The sequence below is a fragment of the Streptomyces sp. AgN23 genome (genome assembly GCF_001598115.1).
Taxonomy (GTDB): domain Bacteria; phylum Actinomycetota; class Actinomycetes; order Streptomycetales; family Streptomycetaceae; genus Streptomyces; species Streptomyces antimycoticus.
On the sequence record NZ_CP007153.1, the window covers coordinates 2,227,251 to 2,245,944 of the forward strand.

Below are 18,694 nucleotides of genomic sequence, written 5' to 3' on the forward strand. Positions count from 1 at the left end.
GCGTGCGAGAGCGTGCGCTCAGGACGGTCCGAATTCCTGGTCGATGAAGCTGAAGAGGTCGTCGGCCTCCGCGGACTCCAAACGATCAGCGATGGTGACCGTGGCCTTCTGCGCCGAGCCGGCCTGTGTCGGGCCGGCCTGTGTCGGGCCGTCGGGAACGGGACCGTCCGTCACCGCGCGGTCCCGGTTGCCGCTCCACTGGGACAGGAGACTCTCCAGGCGGCTCGCGACCATGCTGCGCGTCGCGTCGTCCGGCTCCGCGCGCGTGGCCAGGAGCGTGGACTCCAGCCGGTCGAGCTCGGCGGTCAGGAGAGTGTCCACGCCCCCCGTCGTCCCAGCAGGTGCCAGTTCCTTTCCGAGGTGTTCGGCAAGCACGGCCGGACTCGGGTAGTCGAAGATCAGGGTCGTGGGCAGCCGCAACCCGGTCGCCGCGTTCAGCCGGTTACGCAGTTCCACCGCGGTGTGCGAGACGAAGCCGAGGTCGAGGAAGCCTCGATCAGGCGCCACGGATGCCACTTCCCCGAGGCCGAGGATGGCCGCGGCGTGTTCCCGGACCGACCGAAGCAGTACCCGCTGTCGCTCCCCGTGGCTGAGGCTCGACAAACGCTGTACCAGCGGCGCCCCTTCCGAACGGGAAGCTTCGGCGTGGGTGGGGGCGGGGGTGCGTCGTGCGGGGACCGGCCGACGGACGTGTCCCTTCGGCTGGGCCGAGCGCGGCGTGAACACCTCGCCGCCACGTACAGCGACCTGGTCCTCTCCTGCCAGGACGGCCTGACGCAGGACATCGAGCGACGCCGCCGAACCGTCCACGTCCAGCAACACGAACCGCCCCGGATTCTCAGCCTGCGCGGATCGCACCGACCCCCACACCGGCTCCGCTGCCAGATCGCGGACGTCCGCACCGGCCTCGACGGCCACCACGCCCCGCGTCACCACCGCCAACCGCGAATGAGCGAACCTCTCCTCCGCCAACCACTCCCGCACCACACCCGAAATCCCGTCCACGGCACCACTCACGGCCGACACCACCGCCACATCCGGCGCCGCGTGCTCGCTCAGCGCGGCGAGATCCTCAAAGAGCTCCGCCCCCAACGCCTCGGCCAGTCCGAAGACGTCCTCCCCCACCACGGCGCACCTCGGCGATCCGCCCCCCAACGCCACCCGCAGCTCAGCCGGCACCCACTCCCTTCGGTACAAGCTCTCCCCCGCCCCCGCCGGGACCGGGAACTCCGCCTCCCGCACCGGTCGCATGACCAGAGCATCCACCGACACCACCGGCATCCCCGCCGCATCGGCCACCGCCACCGACAGCCCGCCATCACCATCCGGCGCCAGCCGCACCCGCGCCACCGAAGCCGCGGCCGCAGCCGCATGCAGGGACACACCACTCCACACGAACGGCAACCGCACCCCGTCCCCAGCGCCGTCCGCGCATGCCAGCCACGCATACAGCGCCACATCCAGCAACGCCGGACGCATCCTCAAGCGACCCGTGCTCGCCCCCTCCGGCAACTCCGCCTCGGCGAAGACCTCCTCCCCCCGGCGCCACACCGACCGCAGCCCGCGAAACGCCGACCCGTACGCGAGCCCGATGCCCGCCAACCGCTCATACGTCCCGGCGAAATCCACCGTTTCCGCTCCCACCGGCGGCCATGCGCTCAGATCCCCCGAGCCACTCGCCTCATCACCAACGCTCAACACTCCGCGCGCATGACACGTCCACGAACCGCTGCCGCCACCACGGGCGTACACGCTCAGCTCACGCCGGCCTTCCTCCCGCGGCCCGCACACGACGAGCTGCACCTGGACCGTGCCCTCGTCAGGCAGCACCAGCGGCGCCTCGAGCGTCAGCTCCTCCAGCCGGCGACACCCCACCTCCTCCCCCGCCCGCAAAGCCATCTCCACCAATGCCGACCCCGGCACGACCACCCGGCCCAGCATCACGTGATCGGCAAGCCATGGCTGGGCACGCGGCGACAAACGCCCCGTCAGCAAGAACCCGTCCGACTCGGGCAGCGGCACCGCCGCCCCCAGCAACGGATGCTCCGTCGGCTCCAACCCCACCGACGCCGCATCACCGGATACCGCGGCGATGCGCGAGTCGAGCCAGTACCGCCGACGCTGGAACGCGTACGTCGGCAAGTCCACGCGCCGTGCCCCCGATCCCGCGAACAGCGCCGACCAGTCCACCCCAGCGCCACCCACAAACGCCTCGGCCACGGACGTCAACAACCGATCCGGACCCCCCTCGCCACGGCGCAACGACCCCACCGCCGCGACCCCGACTCCACAGGCGTCGGCGGTCTCCTCCACTCCCATCACCAACACCGGATGCCCACTGGCTTCCACGAACACCCGGAAGCCCTCGCCCAGCAACACCCGCACCGTGTCGTCGAACCGCACCCTTTCGCGTACGTTCCGATACCAATACCGCGCGTCCAATTCCACCGTGTCCAACACCCCGCCCGTCACCGTCGAATAGAACGGGACCGACGACGACCGCGGAGCGATCCCGGCAAGACCGCGCGCGAGCTCGGCCTCGATCGCCTCCACATGCGCACAATGCGAGGCGTAATCCACCGACACCCGACGCGCTCGGATTCCCTCCGCCTCACACACCGCCAGCAACTCATCGACCGCTTCCACATCGCCCGACACCACCACCGACGTCGGCGCGTTCACCGCCGCCACCGACAACCGCCCACCCCACGCCGCCGCCAACCGCTCCTCCGCCGCTGCCACGGGCAGACTCACCGACGCCATCGCCCCACGGCCTGACAGCGCCCGCAACGCGCGACTGCGTACCGCCACCACCCGCGCGCCGTCCTCCAAGGACAAGCCACCCGCCACCACCGCGGCCGCGATCTCCCCCTGCGAATGCCCCACCACCGCCGATGGCACCGCCCCCAACGAACGCCACGTCTCCGCCAGCGACACCATCACCGCCCACATCACCGGCTGCACCATGTCAACCCGGTCAATCCACTCCGGCCCCTCGACACCTCGCACCACATCCACCAACGACCACTCAACCGACGGGGCCAGCGCCGCCGCACATGTCCTCATCCACTCCGCGAACACCGGCGACGAATCCAGCAACTCGACCGCCATCCCCACCCACTGCCACCCCTGACCGGGGAAGACGAAGACCGTCCTGTCGTCGGAGCCGGAAACGGCACCGTGCGCCACGCCCAGGGCTTCCCGTCCCTCCGCCAAGGCGGCCAGGCCGCGCGCCATGTCGGCGCGATCCGCGCCCAGGACCACCGCGCGGTGGGCGAACACCGCGCGGGTGGTCGCCAGGGAGAATCCGACATCACCCGTTGCCGGCATGTCCGGGCCGGCGCACTCGCCGGCAAGCGACAGCAACCGCGCCGCCTGGTCCCGGACCGCCGCCTCGGACTTCGCCGACAGCACCCAGGGGGTGATCCCGCCGTCCGAGATCGCCAGGGGGTCCGGCACGGGCTCGTCGTCCGCCTCGGCCTCCGCAGCCGGCTGTTCCCGTGCTGGTACCGGTGGCTGTTCCAGGATGACGTGGGCGTTCGTTCCGCTCACGCCGAAGGAGGACACACCCGCCCGACGCGGTCGGCCCGTCTCAGGCCACGCGATGGGGTCGGTCAGCAACCTCACCGTGCCCGCGGACCAGTCCACATGCGGCGACGGCTCATCGACGTGCAAGGTCCGGGGCAACAGGCCGTGCCGCATGGCCAGCACCGTCTTGATGACACCGGCTATCCCAGCCGCCGCCTGGGTGTGGCCGATGTTCGACTTGACCGAGCCGAACCACAACGGCCGGTCCTCGTCCCGGTCGCGACCGTACGTGGCCAGCAGCGCCTGCGCCTCGATCGGGTCGCCCAGCGTCGTGCCCGTACCGTGCGCCTCCACGACGTCGACCTCACCCGCGGTCAGCCCCGCGTTCGCCAACGCCGCCCGGATCACCCGCTGCTGCGACGGGCCGCTCGGCGCCGTCAGGCCGTTGGAGGCACCGTCCTGGTTCACAGCCGAGCCCCGTACCACCGCCAGCACCTGGTGCCCCTGGCGTCGGGCCTCCGACAGCCGCTCCACCACCAGTACGCCCACGCCCTCGGAGAAGCCGGCACCGTTGGCCGTCGCCGCGAACGCCTTGCAGCGCCCGTCAGGAGCGAGCCCGCCCTGGTGGGTGAACTCGGTGAACAGGCCGGGCGTGGCCATGACGGTCGCCCCGCTGACGAGGGCGAGCGCGCACTCGCCGGTGCGCAGCGACTGTACGGCCAGGTGCAGGGCCACCAGCGAGGACGAACATGCCGTGTCCACCGTCACCGCGGGGCCCTCGAAGCCCAGCGCGTAGGCCACCCGTCCGGAGAGCACACTGGCCGTGTTGCCGGTGATGGCGTATCCCGTCACCTCCTCGGGCAGGTCGGAACTCATGGCGAGGTAGTCCTGGCCGTTCGTCCCGGCGAAGACGGCGGTGCCGCTGCCCCTGAGCGCCAAGGGGTCGATGCCCGCCCGCTCCAGCGCCTCCCAGGACGTCTCCAGCAGCAGTCGCTGCTGCGGGTCCGTCGCCAGCGCCTCACGCGGTGAGATCCCGAAGAAGTCGGCATCGAAGTCGCCCGCGTCGTGGAGGAATCCGCCCTCGTCGGTACAGGACGTCCCGGCGCGTTCGGAGCCCGAGTCCGGGTCGTACAGGGCCTCCAAGTCCCATCCACGGTCGTCGGGGAACCGGGTGATTCCCTCCCCACCCGTATCGAGCATCTGCCACAGGTCCTCGGGTGACCGGACGTCACCGGGGAATCGGCAGCTCATCCCGACGATGACCACGGGGTCCTGGTCCGTCGCCGGCTCGGCGGTCACGGGCGGGGCGGATGCCGTCTCCGGGTCGGTGAGCAGTTCCGCGCGCAGGTGGGCCGCGAGCGCGCGGGCGTTCGGGAAGTCGAAAGCCGAGGTGGGCGACAGGCGCAGGCCGGTCGCCGTGTTCAGGTGGTTGCACAGCTCGATGGCAGTCACCGAGTCGAGGCCGAGGTCTTTGAACGCGCGCGACGGATCAACCGCGTCGGCTCCCACGTATCCCAGCACCGACGCCACGTGTCCGCGTACCACGGCGAGCATCGCCGTCTCCTGTTCGGCCCGGGTCGCCAGGCCGGCCAGTCTGGCGGCCAGGCCGTCGGGCGCGGCCGCCGCGTGTGTGCCGGGACCCGCCGCGTGTGCGAGCCTGCGTACGTCGGGCAGGTCGGCCAGGAAGGGGCTGGGGCGCGTGGCGGTGTAGGCCACGTGGAACCGGTCCCATTCGATGTCCGCGATCACGACGTTGGGCTCGCCTCCGGCCACCGCGCCCGCCAGTGCCGACACCGCCAGTTCGGGGGCCATCTCCGGCAGGCCGTGCCGGCGCGCCACCGCGCCGATCCCGCCCTCGGCCATGCCTTCTTCGGCCCAGGCGCTCCAGGCCACCGAGGTGGCGGGAAGGCCGAGGCCGTGCCGGTGCTCGGCGAGGGCGTCGAGGTAGGCGTTGCCGGGCGCGTAGTTGCCCTGTCCAAAGGCGCCCAGGGTGCCCGCCACGGAGGAGAACAGCACGAACGCGTCCAGGGCCATGCCCTGGGTCAGTTCGTGGAGGTACCAGGCACCGTCGGCCTTCACCCGCAGCACGCGGTCGATCTGCTCGGGGGTCAGCCGCTCCACGACCGCGTCGTCCAGGACCGCCGCGGTGTGGACCACCGCTGACAGCGGGCAGCCGTCGGACACGTCATCGAGGAGCCTGGCCAGTGCCGTGCGGTCGCTCACATCGCAGGCGGCGATGGTCACCCGCGCGCCGGTGGCCTCCAGTTCCTCGCGCAGCACGGAAGCGCCGGGCGCGTCCGATCCACGGCGGCCGGCCAGCACCACGTGCTCGGCGCCCGACCGGGCCAGCCAGCGGGCCACCTGCGCGCCCAGACCACCGGTACCCCCGGTCACCAGCACGGTGCCGCGCGGGCGCCACTCCAGTCGCGGGTCGAGACGCGTGGCGCGGGCGAGGCGGCGGGTGAACATTCCGGAGGGACGGATCGCGACCTGGTCCTCGCCCTCGGCACCGGCCAGTACCGCCGCCAGCAGGCGGCCCGTGCGTATGTCCCACCGCTCCGGCAGGTCCACCAAGCCGCCGAACCGCTCCGGGTGCTCCAGGGCCACGATCCGGCCCAGGCCCCACACCATCCGCTGGGCGGGGACGCCGGCCTGTTCCCGGTCCGCCACGGCCACCGCACCGCGGGTCAGACACCACAGGGGTGCGTTCACGCCCGCGTCGCCCAGCGCCTGGAACAGGGCGAGCGTCCCGGTCAGGCCCGCCCGGGGGATCCCGGCCTCGGTGGGCGACCCGTCAGCCAGGGACAGCAGCGACAACACACCCCCGAACTCGCCGCCCTCCCCCTGGGCACCTCGCAGCAGGTCGGCGATCTGCTCGCGGACGGCCCCGGCGGGCAGCTCGACCGTGACCGCGTCGCCACCGTGGTCCCGCACCGCGGCCGCGGTCGACTCCACGGCCTCCCCGGCGCGGCCCTCCGGGGCGACCAGCAGCCAGGTGCCGGACAGCGCCGGCTGACGCGCCGTGCTCATGGGGACCCACCTGGTGCGGTAACGCCAGCCGTCCACCGTCGAGGTCATGAGCTGCCGCTGCCGCCAGGACTTCAACGCGGGCAGCACGTGCGCCAGCGACTCGTCGTCGACCTCCAGCGCGCCGGCCAGCGCCTCCGCGTCGCCGCCCTCCACGGCCTGCCAGAACGCCGCGTCGGCCGGGCCGGCCTCCGGCGCCGGCGCGGCCTCCGGCTCCCACCAGAACCTCTCGTGCTGGAACGCGTACGTGGGCAGATCGACGCGCCGTGCCCCCACCCCGGTGTACGCCCGCGTCCAGTCCACCGGCACGCCATGGACGAACGCCTCGCCCAGCGACGTGAGCATACGGCGCGTACCGCCGTCGTCGCGGCGCAGCGATCCGACCACCACGGCGTCGCTTCCCGCGGTCTCCAGCGTCTCCCGCACGCTCGCGGTCAGCACCGGGTGCGCGCTGCACTCCACGAACGCCCCGAAGCCCTCACCGGCAAGCGCCCGGATCGCCTCTTCGAAACGGACCGTCTGCCGCAGGTTGCGCACCCAGTACTCGGCATCCGGGCCGCGCTCGCCGTCCAGCCACTCCCCGGTGACCGTGGAGAAGAAGGGCACCGCGAACGCCTGGGGTTCCATCGGCGCCAGATCGGCGAGGATCCGTTCGCGAACCTCATCGACCTGCGAGGAGTGCGAGGCGTAGTTCACCGCGACACGACTCGCCCTGATTCCGTCGCGCTCGCACCGCGCCAGCAGCACGTCCAGCCCCTCCGGTGTACCCGACACCACCGTGGACGACGGCCCGTTGACCGCCGCCACCGCCACCGCCCCGCTCAACGCCTCGATACGCCGGCGCACTTCGTCGACCGGTGACGCCACCGACACCATCCCGCCGCGCCCGGCCAGCACGGTGCCGATCGCACGGCTGCGCAGCGCCGCCACCCGGGCACCGTCCCGCAGCGACAGGCCACCGGCCACCACCGCGGCCGCGATCTCCCCCTGCGAATGGCCCACCACGGCCGCCGGTTCGACACCGTACGAGCGCCACACCTCGGCCAGCGACACCATGACCGCCCACAGTGCCGGCTGGACCACGTCCACGCGCTCCAACGCACCGGCGTCGTCGAGCACATCCAGCAGCGACCACTCCACGAACGGGGACAGCGCCTCCGCGCACTCGCTCATCCGTGAGGCGAACGCCGCCGAGGACGACAGCAGGTCCCGAGCCATTCCCACCCACTGCGACCCCTGTCCCGGGAACACGAACACGGGGCGAGGCGTGACTCCGCCGTCTCGCGCCGCACCGCTCGTATCGGTGGTCTCGGCCACAGCCCGTACCCCTGCGAGGAGTTCCTCCCGCGAGCCGCCCGTCACGACCACGCGCCGCTCGTGGAGCGACCGTGAGGTGACCAGTGACACTCCGACGTCAACGGGCGACACCTCGGGGCGCGCCTCCAGGAAGGACGCGAGCCGTCGCGCCTGCCCGCGCAGCGCCGCCTGGCTCTTCCCCGACAGGACCCAGGGCATGACAGCGGGAGCGTCACCTGGTTCCTCCGCCGGTGTTTCCGGCTCGTCCGGGGCCTCTTCGGCCTCTTCGGCCTCTTCCAAGATGACGTGTGCGTTGGTGCCGCTGATCCCGAACGAGGACACGCCCGCCCGCCGCGGACGACCGCCCCCGGCCCACGCACGCGCCTCGGTCAGCAGTTCCACCCCACCCGCCGACCACTCCACCTGCGGCGTCGGCTCCTCCACGTGCAACGTCCTCGGCAGCACGCCGTGCCGCATCGCCAACACCATCTTGATCACACCGGCCACACCGGCGGCCGCCTGCGTATGACCGATGTTCGACTTCAACGACCCCAGCCACAATGGCCGATCCCCGCACCGGTCCCGCCCATACGTGGCCAGCAACGCCTGTGCCTCGATCGGGTCCCCCAGCCTCGTCCCCGTACCATGTGCCTCGACAGCGTCGACCTCATCCGCGCCAAGTCCCGCGCTCGCCAACGCCGCCCGTATCACCCGCTGCTGCGACGGACCATTCGGGGCCGTCAACCCGTTCGACGCGCCGTCCTGGTTCACCGCGGAACCACGCACCACGGCAAGGACCCGGTGCCCGTTACGCCTGGCGTCCGACAACCGCTCCACCACCAGCACACCCACGCCCTCACCCCACCCCGTACCATCCGCACCCGCCGAAAACGCCTTGCACCGGCCATCCGCCGACAGCCCGCGCTGCCGGCTGAATTCGATGAACATGTCCGGGGAGGCCATGACCGTGACGCCGCCGGCGAGGGCCAGGTCGCACTCGCCGGAACGCAGCGCCTGACCAGCCAGATGCAGCGCCACCAGCGACGACGAACACGCCGTGTCCACCGTCACCGCCGGACCTTCCAGTCCCAGCGCGTAGGCGATGCGCCCGGACATCACGCTCGGCGTGTTACCGGTCAGCAGGTAACCGGCGAAGCCGTCAGCGGCCTGGTGAGCACGTGGACCGTAGTAGTGGGTGGTGGCCCCTATGTAGGTGCCGGTCGCCGACTCGCGGCGCGATCGCGGATCGATTCCGGCTCGCTCCAGTGCCTCCCATGAGGTTTCCAAGAGCAGCCGCTGCTGGGGGTCCATGGCCAGCGCCTCACGCGGCGAGATCCCGAAGAACTCCGCGTCGAAATCACCGGCCCCGGTGAGAAAGCCGCCGTCTCGTGTGTAACTGGTGCCCCAGTGTTCGGGGTCCGGGTCGTAGAGCCCGTCCAGGTCCCAACCCCGGTCGGTGGGGAACCCGGAGATGACGTCCTCGCCGGTGACGACCAGCTGCCACAGCTGTTCGGGCGTGCTCACTCCACCGGGGTAGCGGCACGCCATGCCCACGATGGCCAACGGCTCCGCCGTCGTCCTCGCGACGCGCGTGACGGCCGCCTGTCGCTTTCCGGTGATCTCTTCGTAGAGGTGGTGGGCGAGACCGCGCGGGGTCGGATAGTCGAAGACCAGGCGGCCGGCGAGGGGCAGGCCGGTGCGTGAGGCGAGCCCGTCGGCCAGCTCCTGCGCCATCAGCGAGTCGAAACCGAGGTCTTTGAACGTCAGCGTGGCATCGACCCGGCCGGCGTACTCCATGACCGACGCCGCCTGGTCGCACACCGTGTCCAGGATGGCATCACGCTGTTCGGGCTCGGACAGCCCGGCCAGAACTGCGGTGAGGCGTCCGTCGGCGCGCTCCGAGTCCAACGCCGTCGCCTCCCCGCTCCCGTCGGTCTCGCGGACCTTCCGCGGAGGTTCGGCGACGGTCCGTTCCGGTGACGGCTGACTCTCGATCCAGTACCGCTCGCGCTGGAACGCGTAGGTGGGCAGATCGACTTGTCGCGCACCCACGAAGAAGGGTTCCCAGTCGACCTCCTCACCGCGCACCCACAGGTGAGCCACCGCGGTGGTCGCGGTATGCCTCTCGTCCCGATCCCTGCGGCAGAACGGGACAGCGGCGACGTCGGGACGCGTCCGCTCGTCCTCAGTCCAGGCCCGGACCGACTCCTTGACCATGGGGGTGAGGACGGCGTCAGGGCCGATCTCCAGAAAGGTCGCCACCCCATGCTCACGCATCGCGGTCACCGCGTCGGCGAACAACACCGTCCTCCGCACCTGGCGCACCCAGTACTCCGGGTCCTGCAACACCCCCGGAGCGGCCATGCGTCCCGTGACACTCGACACCACCGGCACAGACTGATCCCGGGGCTCCACCGACCGCACAACCCGCCCGTACGCCTCGAACATCGGTTCCATCAAAACCGAATGAGACGCGATCGACACCGCCAGACGCCGTGTCCTGACCCCCGACCCCGCCAAGCGCCCCGCCTCGGCCAACACTGGTTCCACCGCCCCCGAAAGCACCACCGACTCGGGACCGTTCACCGCCGCGAGCTCCACGCCGTCCCCCAGACGCACCGCATCCACCCCAGCTCCCACCGCCACCATCACGCCCTCGCCGGCCGGCAACCCATGCATCAACCACCCACGCGCCAACACCACCCGAGCCGCGTCCCGCAACGACCACACACCCGCCACATGCGCCGCCACCAACTCACCCAGCGAATGCCCCGCCACCACCGAGGGACGCACATCCCACGAACCCAGCAAACGCCACAAAGCCACCTCGAACGCGAACAACGCCGGCTGCGCCCACCCCGTCCCGTCCAACCCGTCAATGCCTCCGGACATCACCTCCCGGAGGCGAGCCGAATAATCACCTCCAACCCCGAAAAACTCGCGCGAATCACCCGAGAGTTCAATGTCAGCGGCCACACCGCTGGCGACCTCGTCATAGACGCCCAACACCTCATCCAGCGCCTCAGCAAACGCGCTGAAACCTGACAACCCCTCGCCCATACCCACTCGCTGCGCACCCTGCCCCGAGAACACCACCCCCACGGCACCGTCCACCGCCGAACCCGACACCACGCCTGGTCCGCCGTCCCGTCCGACCAGCCCGGACAACCCCTCGGTCAACTCACCCCGCCCCGTACCCACCACCGCCGCACGATGCCCGAAACACGACCGCGACGACGCCAGCGACCAACCGACATCCACCACGTCCACGTCACCAGCGCCCTCGGCGAAGCGGGTCAGGCGGTGCGCCTGTCCGCGCAGCGCTTCCCCGGTGCGGGCGGAGACGATCCACGGCACGACCGGCAGATCCGGTCGGTCACTCCCGCCGGTGCGCTCGTCCGCCGGTTCCGGCCGCCAGTCCGAGAGCACGACATGGCAGTTGCTTCCGCCCATCCCGAAGGAGCTGACCCCCGCGACGAGTAGCTCGTCCGGCGCCGGGTCCCCGGGCCACGGAGTGAGTTTCCGCTGCACCTGGAGGTTGAGTTCGTCCAGAGGAATCCGGGGGTTCGGTGTCTCGAAGTTCAAGCTGGCGGGCAGCAGCCGGTGCTTGAGGGCCAAGACGGTCTTGATGAACCCGGCGATACCACCCGCGCCGCTCAGGTGGCCGATGTTGGTTTTGATCGACCCGACCGCGAGAGGCCGCCCGGCCGGACACCGACGGCCGATGGCCTCTCCCAGTGCGGCAGCCTCGACCGGGTCGCCTACCGGGGTTCCGGTTCCGTGCAGCTCGACGTAGCGGACGGCGGCCGGGGACAGGCCGGCATGGTCGTAGGCCCGGGTGAGGACGTCGACCTGGGCGCCCACCGTCGGAGAGGTGAGCGTCTCACTCCTGCCGTCGTTGTTGATCGCGCTGCCACGGACCAGGCACAGGACGCGGTCTCCGTCCTCGAGCGCGGCGCTCAGACGCTTGAGCACGACGGCGCCTCCGCCCTCGCCCGGTACGTATCCGTTGGCCTTGGCGTCGAACGTGTAGCAGCGACCGTCCGGCGAGAGACCGCCCAAGCTCGCGGCGAGCAGCACACCTTCCGGCATCAGGTGCAGGTTGACGCCGCACGCGATGGCCAGTTCCGACTCCCCGGACCGCAGGCTCTCGCAGGCCAGGTGCACGGCCACCAAGGAGGAGGACTGTGCGGAGTCGACCGTGAGACTCGGGCCGCCGGCGCCGAGGAAAGCGGAGAGCCGGTTGGCGATGACGCCGCGCTGAATGCCCGGCATGGTGTGGTGGGAACCGAGTGCCTGGGCATGACGAGTCAGCAGCTTCGCGTAGTCGTCCGCGTTCACGCCGACGAATGTGCCCAGTCGGCTGCCGCTGACCTCGCCGGGGACCACGCGGGCGTCCTCGAGGGCTTCCCAGCCCAATTCCAATACAAGTCGTTGCTGCGGGTCGACGAAAGGCGCCTCGCGGGGGGAGAGGCCGAAGAAGCCCGCGTCGAAGTCCGCCGGCCGGTCGAGAAAGGCACCCCACCGAGGTGCCTCGATGGAGGCCGGACCTGTCCAGCGGTCCGGCGGGACCTCCGTGACAGCGCTCTCGCCCGACGCCAACAACTCCCACAGCCGCTGCGGGCTTTCCGCCCGCGGGAACCGGCAGGAGACGCCGATCACGGCTATCGCCGTGTCCGGGTCGACAGCGCCTCCGGCGAGAACCTCTCCAGACAGGCCGACAGTGGTCATCGAGAGAAACCTCCAGCGCCGGACGTACGGCCGAACGGAAACGAATTCAGAAGAAGCCCGGCGTGGAGTTCGCGCCCTCGATATACCTGGCATCAACTGCCCTTAACTGTCCGACGCCACACCCACCAGTGACATCGGCGATCACCGCCGTTACGGCCCCGCCCCAACGGTGTCCCACAGCGGGCGAGAGCACGTTCCGGACCTTCTCGAAACGCCGGTGACGTGTACATCCGGGCCGGTCGAACGCGCGGTTCACCGAGTGCCGTCGCGGATCGTCCGCGGCGGCGTCAGCTTTCGCAGCCCATTGCCCAACGGGCCGTCGGATGATAAACGTGACATCAGCGCATGCCGAGTGTGTTTTGGCACCGGCCGGCCGATCCCGTCATCCGGTGAACCGCACTCCGCTGAGCGGCTTCCCAGATACATCACACCGACTTTGCGCATCACAGCCGGGCGGCCATCGGCCTCGGCCAATGAATCCGCTGTATCATCATGGAGGGCACAAAGGGTATGCCGAACTACGACACCGTGGCTTCCGAGATCACCGAGATACGCTCGGCCTATATCCGCGACCGTTTCGCTTTCGTCCCCGGCGCTCAGCTCACCAGGATCGTCAAGGGATTGGGCGCCACAGACGACGACCTCAAGAAACTCACCACCGTCAGCGACGGCCTGAAGAGCGACCCGACCCTCCCGTTCCGAAAGACCAGGACCGGTCGCTTCGGATTCGACCCAGGGTCCATGCGGGTGCGCCGGCTCGAATTCCAGCCGTTCATGCTGTCCATGGACGACGACTTCGTACGGCACGACTCCGGCCAGGTGCGCATCTTCGACGAGATTCAGAACGACCTGCAGCTCAACACCGCCCTGCAGGCGCTTTTCGTCTTCAAGTTCATGGTCCTCGACGGCGTGACGGTCGCCCACCGGCCGAAATTGGACTACGACAGCGACCAGTGGATCTGCACACTGCTCAACGTGAGGACCCTCACCGACGGTGACCTGATCGGCGAACCGGCGCTCGAAGGGGTGCACAGCGACGGCGTCGACCACACCATGACGACCTATCTGGGCAGCGAGAACATGACGGACGACAGCGCCGTCACGTTCCTGCACGACATGCGCGAGGTGAACGGCACCCGATGGCACGACGCGAACGCCGAGCTGGTTCGCGCCAAGGCGCAGCACCGTGACTTCCTCGACACGTGCCTGATCGTCGACCACGAGAGCAAGCACAGCGTCTCGACCTTGTACGCCGCCGACACGTCGAAGCGCGCCACGCGAGACCTGCTGGCCTTCCTGACCCGCAAGCCGGTGGCCGAAGGGCACCACTCGCATTCCTTCGATTCGCTCAAGCCGCACCGGGAGCTTCCCATGACGGTCGGCCTGCGCCTCCTCGACAGCACACCGTCCACGTAGCGGCCGCGCCCCGTCAGGCCGATAAACTCACGAAGCGGCCCACAAGTCATGGAGGGATCGCTTCAGTGGCACCTGTGGGGACCAGCCCAGCAGCCTGCGCGCGAGCCGGATGTCGGCCTGGGTCCACGCGCCACCCTTGCTGTGTACCGGGGCCTGCCCCTTCCGCACCAGACGCGGGGGCACGCCCGACACGGAGACGAGAATCCCGGCGAGTTCCCGCATGCTGGTGGCGACCCCTGAACCGATGTTGATCAGGCGTCCGGCCGTTCGTGCGCCCGCCGCCAGCACCACTGCCTCGGCGATGTCACGTACATCGACGAAGTCGCGCTGGTCGTCGACGACGGTCAGGTCGAGCGGCGTGTCCTCGCTGGTGGCGCGCAACTGGGCGGCGAGTCGGCCGAGGAAGCCGTGCAGCGGGGCACCAGGTCCGCAGCCATTGGTGAGACGGAGCACGCAGCCGTCCAGCCGCCCCGCCTCGGTGGCATCCAGGACGATTCGGCTGCCGGCCAGCTTGGTGCGCGCGTACAGGCCGCCAGGGGCGGTCGGGTGGTCCTCCGCGATGGCCGTGCCCTCCGGGACGGGGCCGTACTCGTGCACGGTGCCGAGCTGCAGCAGCCTCGGCCGTCGGCGCAGCGTCGAGACGGCGCGCACCAGCCGGTCGACGAGCAGGACATGCCCGGCCGTCATCCGTTCCTCGTCGTCCGCTCCGACATCGCCCGCCGCGTTGACGACGAGATCGGCGGAGCCCACGGCCTCGGCGATGTCCCCGACCGTCGCGGATGCCACGTCGAGCGGAAGGAAGGAGGCCCCGGGAAGTGACTCAACGGGTTTTCTCGCCACGGCCAGGACGTCATATCCGCGGGCGGCCAGCGCTGCGCAGATGTGCCGTCCCAGGAATCCGGTACCGCCGATGACGACGGCGGCGCTCCGGCGCGCATCGCTCACGTCGTTCATCGTGGCCCGTCACCCCCGGCCACGCGGGTGTCCTCGTGCAGCGCCCGGCACACCTCGTACGACGGCAGCACACCGGCGCGGCGGGCCTCGGCCAGCGTCGGCGCGTCCCGGTCACGTTGGGAGACCAGGTACTCCATGCCGTCGGGCCAGGGCAGCCCGAGCGCCGGGTCGAACGCGTCGATCTCGTGTTCGGCGGCAGGATCGTACTCCACCGACGTCACATAGGCGGCCACCGTGTTGTCCCGCAGGGCGATGAACGCGTGCCCGAGTCCCTCCTCCAGGTACACCGCATGGCAGGAGTCGGGGTTCAGCCGGGTGCTGTCCCAGCGGCCGAACGTGGGGGAACCGACCCGCAGATCGACCACCACGTCGAGCAGCTCCCCGGCGGGGCAGGTCACCACTTTGGCCTGGCCGGGCGGTACGTCCTCATAGTGCACGCCACGGACGACTCCGCGCCGGGAGAAGCTGTGGTGGACCTGGCCCAGGCGCAGCGGATACCCCACGGCCTTCGAGAAGGCGGTTTCGACGTAGTGGGCGACGAACGCGCCGCGCTGGTCGCGGTGGACGTCGGGTACGAACTCGTAGGCGCCGGACACTGCCAGCTCTCGGACCTTCATCGGCGACGCTCCGCGGTGAGGTTTTCCAATACGGGCACCAGATCGTGTGGGGTGGGCGCGTTCAGGTTCTCCTGGCGCAGGCGCTCGGCTCCGTTCTGGAAGGCGGGGTCCTTGATCAGCCGTTGCACGCTGTCGTGCAGGACATCGGCCGTCAGCTCGGAGGCGTGAACGGCGAGTCCCGCACCGGCCTTGGCCAGGCTTGTCGCTCTGTTCCACCAGTCGGCGTAGCGGATGGTGGGGATGAACTGGGGTACGGCGTTGGCGAGGGCCGTGCCCCAGGAGCCGAAACCGCCGTAGTGGATGACGGCCGAGGCAGTGGGAAGCAGGGCGTGCAGGGGGACGAAGTCGACGATACGGGTGTTGCTGGGGACCTTGACGAGCTTCTCGGCTTCATCGGGCGGCAGCGTGGCCACCACATCCACGTCCATCTCGCCCAGCGTGTCGATCATGTCGGGGATCGGGAGGAGGGTGCCGCCGATCACGGCACGCGTGGAGATGCCGGGAGTCAGGACGACGCGCGGGCGTTCGGGTGGCTCGTGCAGCCAGTCGGGGATCTCGGAGGGGCCGTTATAGGGGAGGTAGCGGACCGGTATCCGTTCCACCGTCAAGGGAAATTGGAGGCTGGTGGGTACCTGGTCGATGGTCCACTGGCCGACCACGACCTCTTCGTCGAACGAGCTGCCGTAGCGGTTGAGGTGTTTGCCGAGCCAGTCGGCCATCGGGTCTTCACGGCGCTCCCGCGGGCGCTCCGCCCGGCGTTGGAGGAAGACGTCGCGCATCGCGGAGTGGTTGTCGAAGCACCACAGCAACCGGGCGTGGGCGGCGCCGACGACGCGCGCCGCCACCGGTCCCGCGTAGGTGAGGGGTTCCCAGACGACCAGGTCGGGTCGCCAGCGGCGGGCATGGGCGACCAGGTCGGGGATCATGGGGTCGTTGTAGACCTGGTGCGAGAACATGACGCTGACTCTGAGCTTCGCCAGCGCCTGCTCCCACGAGTGCGCCTCCAGGGTCGGGTCGGACCAGTCGGAGAGCGGGTTCTCCAGCGAGCCGCTGTTCCGCGCCAGCATCTCGTGGAAGTTGTGGTCCTCCCCGACGGAGACCGCGGTCAGGCCCATGCTCTTGATGGCGTCCACCAGAGCGGGGCTACTGGCGACCTGGACGTCGTGGCCCGCGACAGCCAGGGACCACGCGAGCGGCACCATCGACAGCAGATGTGACCTGTCGGAGAGTGTCACGAAAAGTACACGCATCGTTCGGGCCCTCCCTCAGCCGATGGTTTGTCGGCCGCGGGCCCGCGGCGCGCACAGGGTGTCCGTGATCGCCGCTGCCACCGCTGTCCCGTGGTCGGCGAGATAGAAGTGGCCACCGGGGAAGACCCGCAGGTCGAAACCGCCCGTGGTGTGCTCCCGCCAGCTCGCCGCCTCCTCGACCGAGACGTGGTCGTCGGCTTCGCCGGTGAGCGCGACGATGTCGCACCGCAGTGCCGTGCCGGGCTCCGTCTGGTAGGTCTCGGACGCCTTGTAGTCGCTGCGGATCGACGGCAGGGCCAGTTGCAGCAGTTCAGGTTCATCGAGGATCTGCGTGTCGGTGCCACTGAGCCGCCGCAGCTCGGCGACGAGCCCGGCGTCGTCGAGACGGTGGATGGTCCGGCCGCGCTGGAGCGAAGGCGCGGACCTGGCGGAGGCGAAGAGCGCCAGGGGTGTGGTTCCCAGCTCTCGTTCGAGCAGCATGGCCAGTTCGAATCCGACGCCGGCGCCCATGCTGTGACCGAACAGCGCGACGGGACGCTTCACGGCGAGCGGCTTCAGCACGTCGAAGACGGCTCGTGCCATCTCGGGGACGCTCTCGACGCACGGCTCACGCAGCCGGTCCTGTCGCCCCGGGTACTGGACGACCAGGGCCTCCACCGTCGAAGGCAGCAGCTCGGAGAGCGGGAGGTAGAAACTCGCGGTTCCTCCGGCGTGCGGCAGACACACCAGGCTGATGTCGGCCTCCGGGCTCGGATGGAACCTGCGGAACCACCGGCTCTCACCGGTAGCGGGCAACGCCATGGCTCTCGTTGTTCCTTTCTCTGGTGTTCCTGTCCTCTCGTGGACGAGAGGTTCCCTCAGCTCCGAGAGTTCCCTTCCGCGCGCCCACCCACTATCTGCTCACCTTCAGTGACTCCCACCAATCGCGCCGCCCCGCATACCATTTCACGGTATCCGCCAGGCCCTCCTCGAAGGACACGACAGGCTGAAAGCCGAGTTCGCCGGAAATCTTGGCGGTGTCCAGCGAATAGCGACGGTCATGTCCCTTTCTGTCCGGCACCTTCCGCACCATTGACCAGTCGGCACCGAGCAATTCGAGGAGTCTTTCCGTGAGCTCCCGATTGGCCAGTTCCGTACCGCCGCCGATGTTGTACACCTCCCCCGCCAGACCCCTTTCCGCGACCAGGGCGACGCCCCGGCAGTGGTCTTCGACATGCAACCAGTCCCGCACGTTCGCACCGTCGCCGTACAGTGGCACCGGCTCACCGTCCATGAGGTTGGTGATGAACCGCGGGATGGCCTTCTCCGGGTGCTGGTAGGGACCGTAATTGTTGGCGCATCTGGTCACGCACACGGGAAGGCCGTGGGTGCGGTGAAAGGCCAGTGCCAGTAGATCGGACGATGCCTTGGACGCGGAATAGGGGGAGTTGGGGTCGAGTGGTTCGTTCTCCGTCCAGGAACCCAGGTCGATTGAGCCGTACACCTCGTCCGTGGAGATGTGGATGAATTTCGCCACCTCGGCTTCGGCCGCCGCCTCGAGGAGAGTGTGTGTACCCAGCACATTGGTCCGGACGAACTCCTCTGCGCCGGCTATGGAACGGTCGACGTGCGATTCGGCGGCGAAGTGGATCACCTGGTCGGTCCCCCGCAACAGGTCGTTGACCAGCCCCGCGTCGCAGATGTCACCCCGCACGAAGCGCAGCCGGGGACTGGCCGCGGCCTCGGCCAAGTTGGCCTCGTTGCCGGCGTAGGTGAGTTTGTCGACCACCACCACCTCCGCATCCACCAGGGCCTCGTACGCCCCTGTCAGCGCCTGGCGGACGAAGTGCGAGCCGATGAAGCCAGCGCCGCCGGTCACGACTATGCGCATGAGTT

The 18,694-nt window shown here is 69.9% G+C and carries 7 protein-coding genes; 1 reads left to right on the top strand and 6 read right to left on the bottom strand.

Annotation, left to right across the window (positions count from 1 at the left end):
- Positions 1–18 precede the first annotated feature (18 nt).
- On the bottom strand, positions 19–12,582 hold the full coding sequence (locus AS97_RS09640; RefSeq protein ID WP_210564706.1) for a type I polyketide synthase: 12,564 nt from the start codon (positions 12,580–12,582) through the stop codon (positions 19–21).
- 510 nt (positions 12,583–13,092) lie between these two features.
- On the opposite strand from AS97_RS09640, the gene AS97_RS09645 reads away from it, so the two are divergent.
- Entirely contained in the window at positions 13,093–13,998 is a 906-nt protein-coding gene (locus AS97_RS09645; RefSeq protein ID WP_059147513.1) for a 2OG-Fe dioxygenase family protein, read from the top strand.
- Positions 13,999–14,025: 27 nt separating this feature from the next.
- Here the strand turns inward: AS97_RS09645 and AS97_RS09650 are convergent, their stop codons facing one another.
- The 5 genes from AS97_RS09650 to rfbB all read right to left on the bottom strand — a co-directional run bounded on the left by AS97_RS09650 (position 14,026) and on the right by rfbB (position 18,689).
- A complete protein-coding gene (locus AS97_RS09650; protein WP_236670093.1) occupies positions 14,026–14,943 on the bottom strand; it encodes an NAD(P)-dependent oxidoreductase in 918 nt (305 codons plus the stop codon).
- Positions 14,944–14,948: 5 nt separating this feature from the next.
- Positions 14,949–15,569, bottom strand: a complete 621-nt coding sequence (gene rfbC, locus AS97_RS09655; RefSeq protein ID WP_210564707.1) for a dTDP-4-dehydrorhamnose 3,5-epimerase — start codon at positions 15,567–15,569, stop codon at positions 14,949–14,951.
- Positions 15,566–16,819 (bottom strand): activator-dependent family glycosyltransferase, encoded by a 1,254-nt coding sequence (locus tag AS97_RS09660; RefSeq protein ID WP_210564708.1) that lies wholly within the window; start codon positions 16,817–16,819, stop codon positions 15,566–15,568. The genes rfbC and AS97_RS09660 overlap by 4 nt, the downstream gene beginning before the upstream one ends.
- Before the next feature lie 15 nt (positions 16,820–16,834).
- Positions 16,835–17,620 (bottom strand): alpha/beta fold hydrolase, encoded by a 786-nt coding sequence (locus AS97_RS09665; protein WP_059147509.1) that lies wholly within the window; start codon positions 17,618–17,620, stop codon positions 16,835–16,837.
- Positions 17,621–17,711: 91 nt separating this feature from the next.
- Positions 17,712–18,689 carry a dTDP-glucose 4,6-dehydratase gene (gene rfbB / locus AS97_RS09670; RefSeq protein ID WP_210564709.1) on the bottom strand — a complete coding sequence of 326 codons (978 nt, stop codon included), beginning with the start codon at positions 18,687–18,689 and terminating at the stop codon, positions 17,712–17,714.
- Positions 18,690–18,694: the final 5 nt, after the last annotated feature.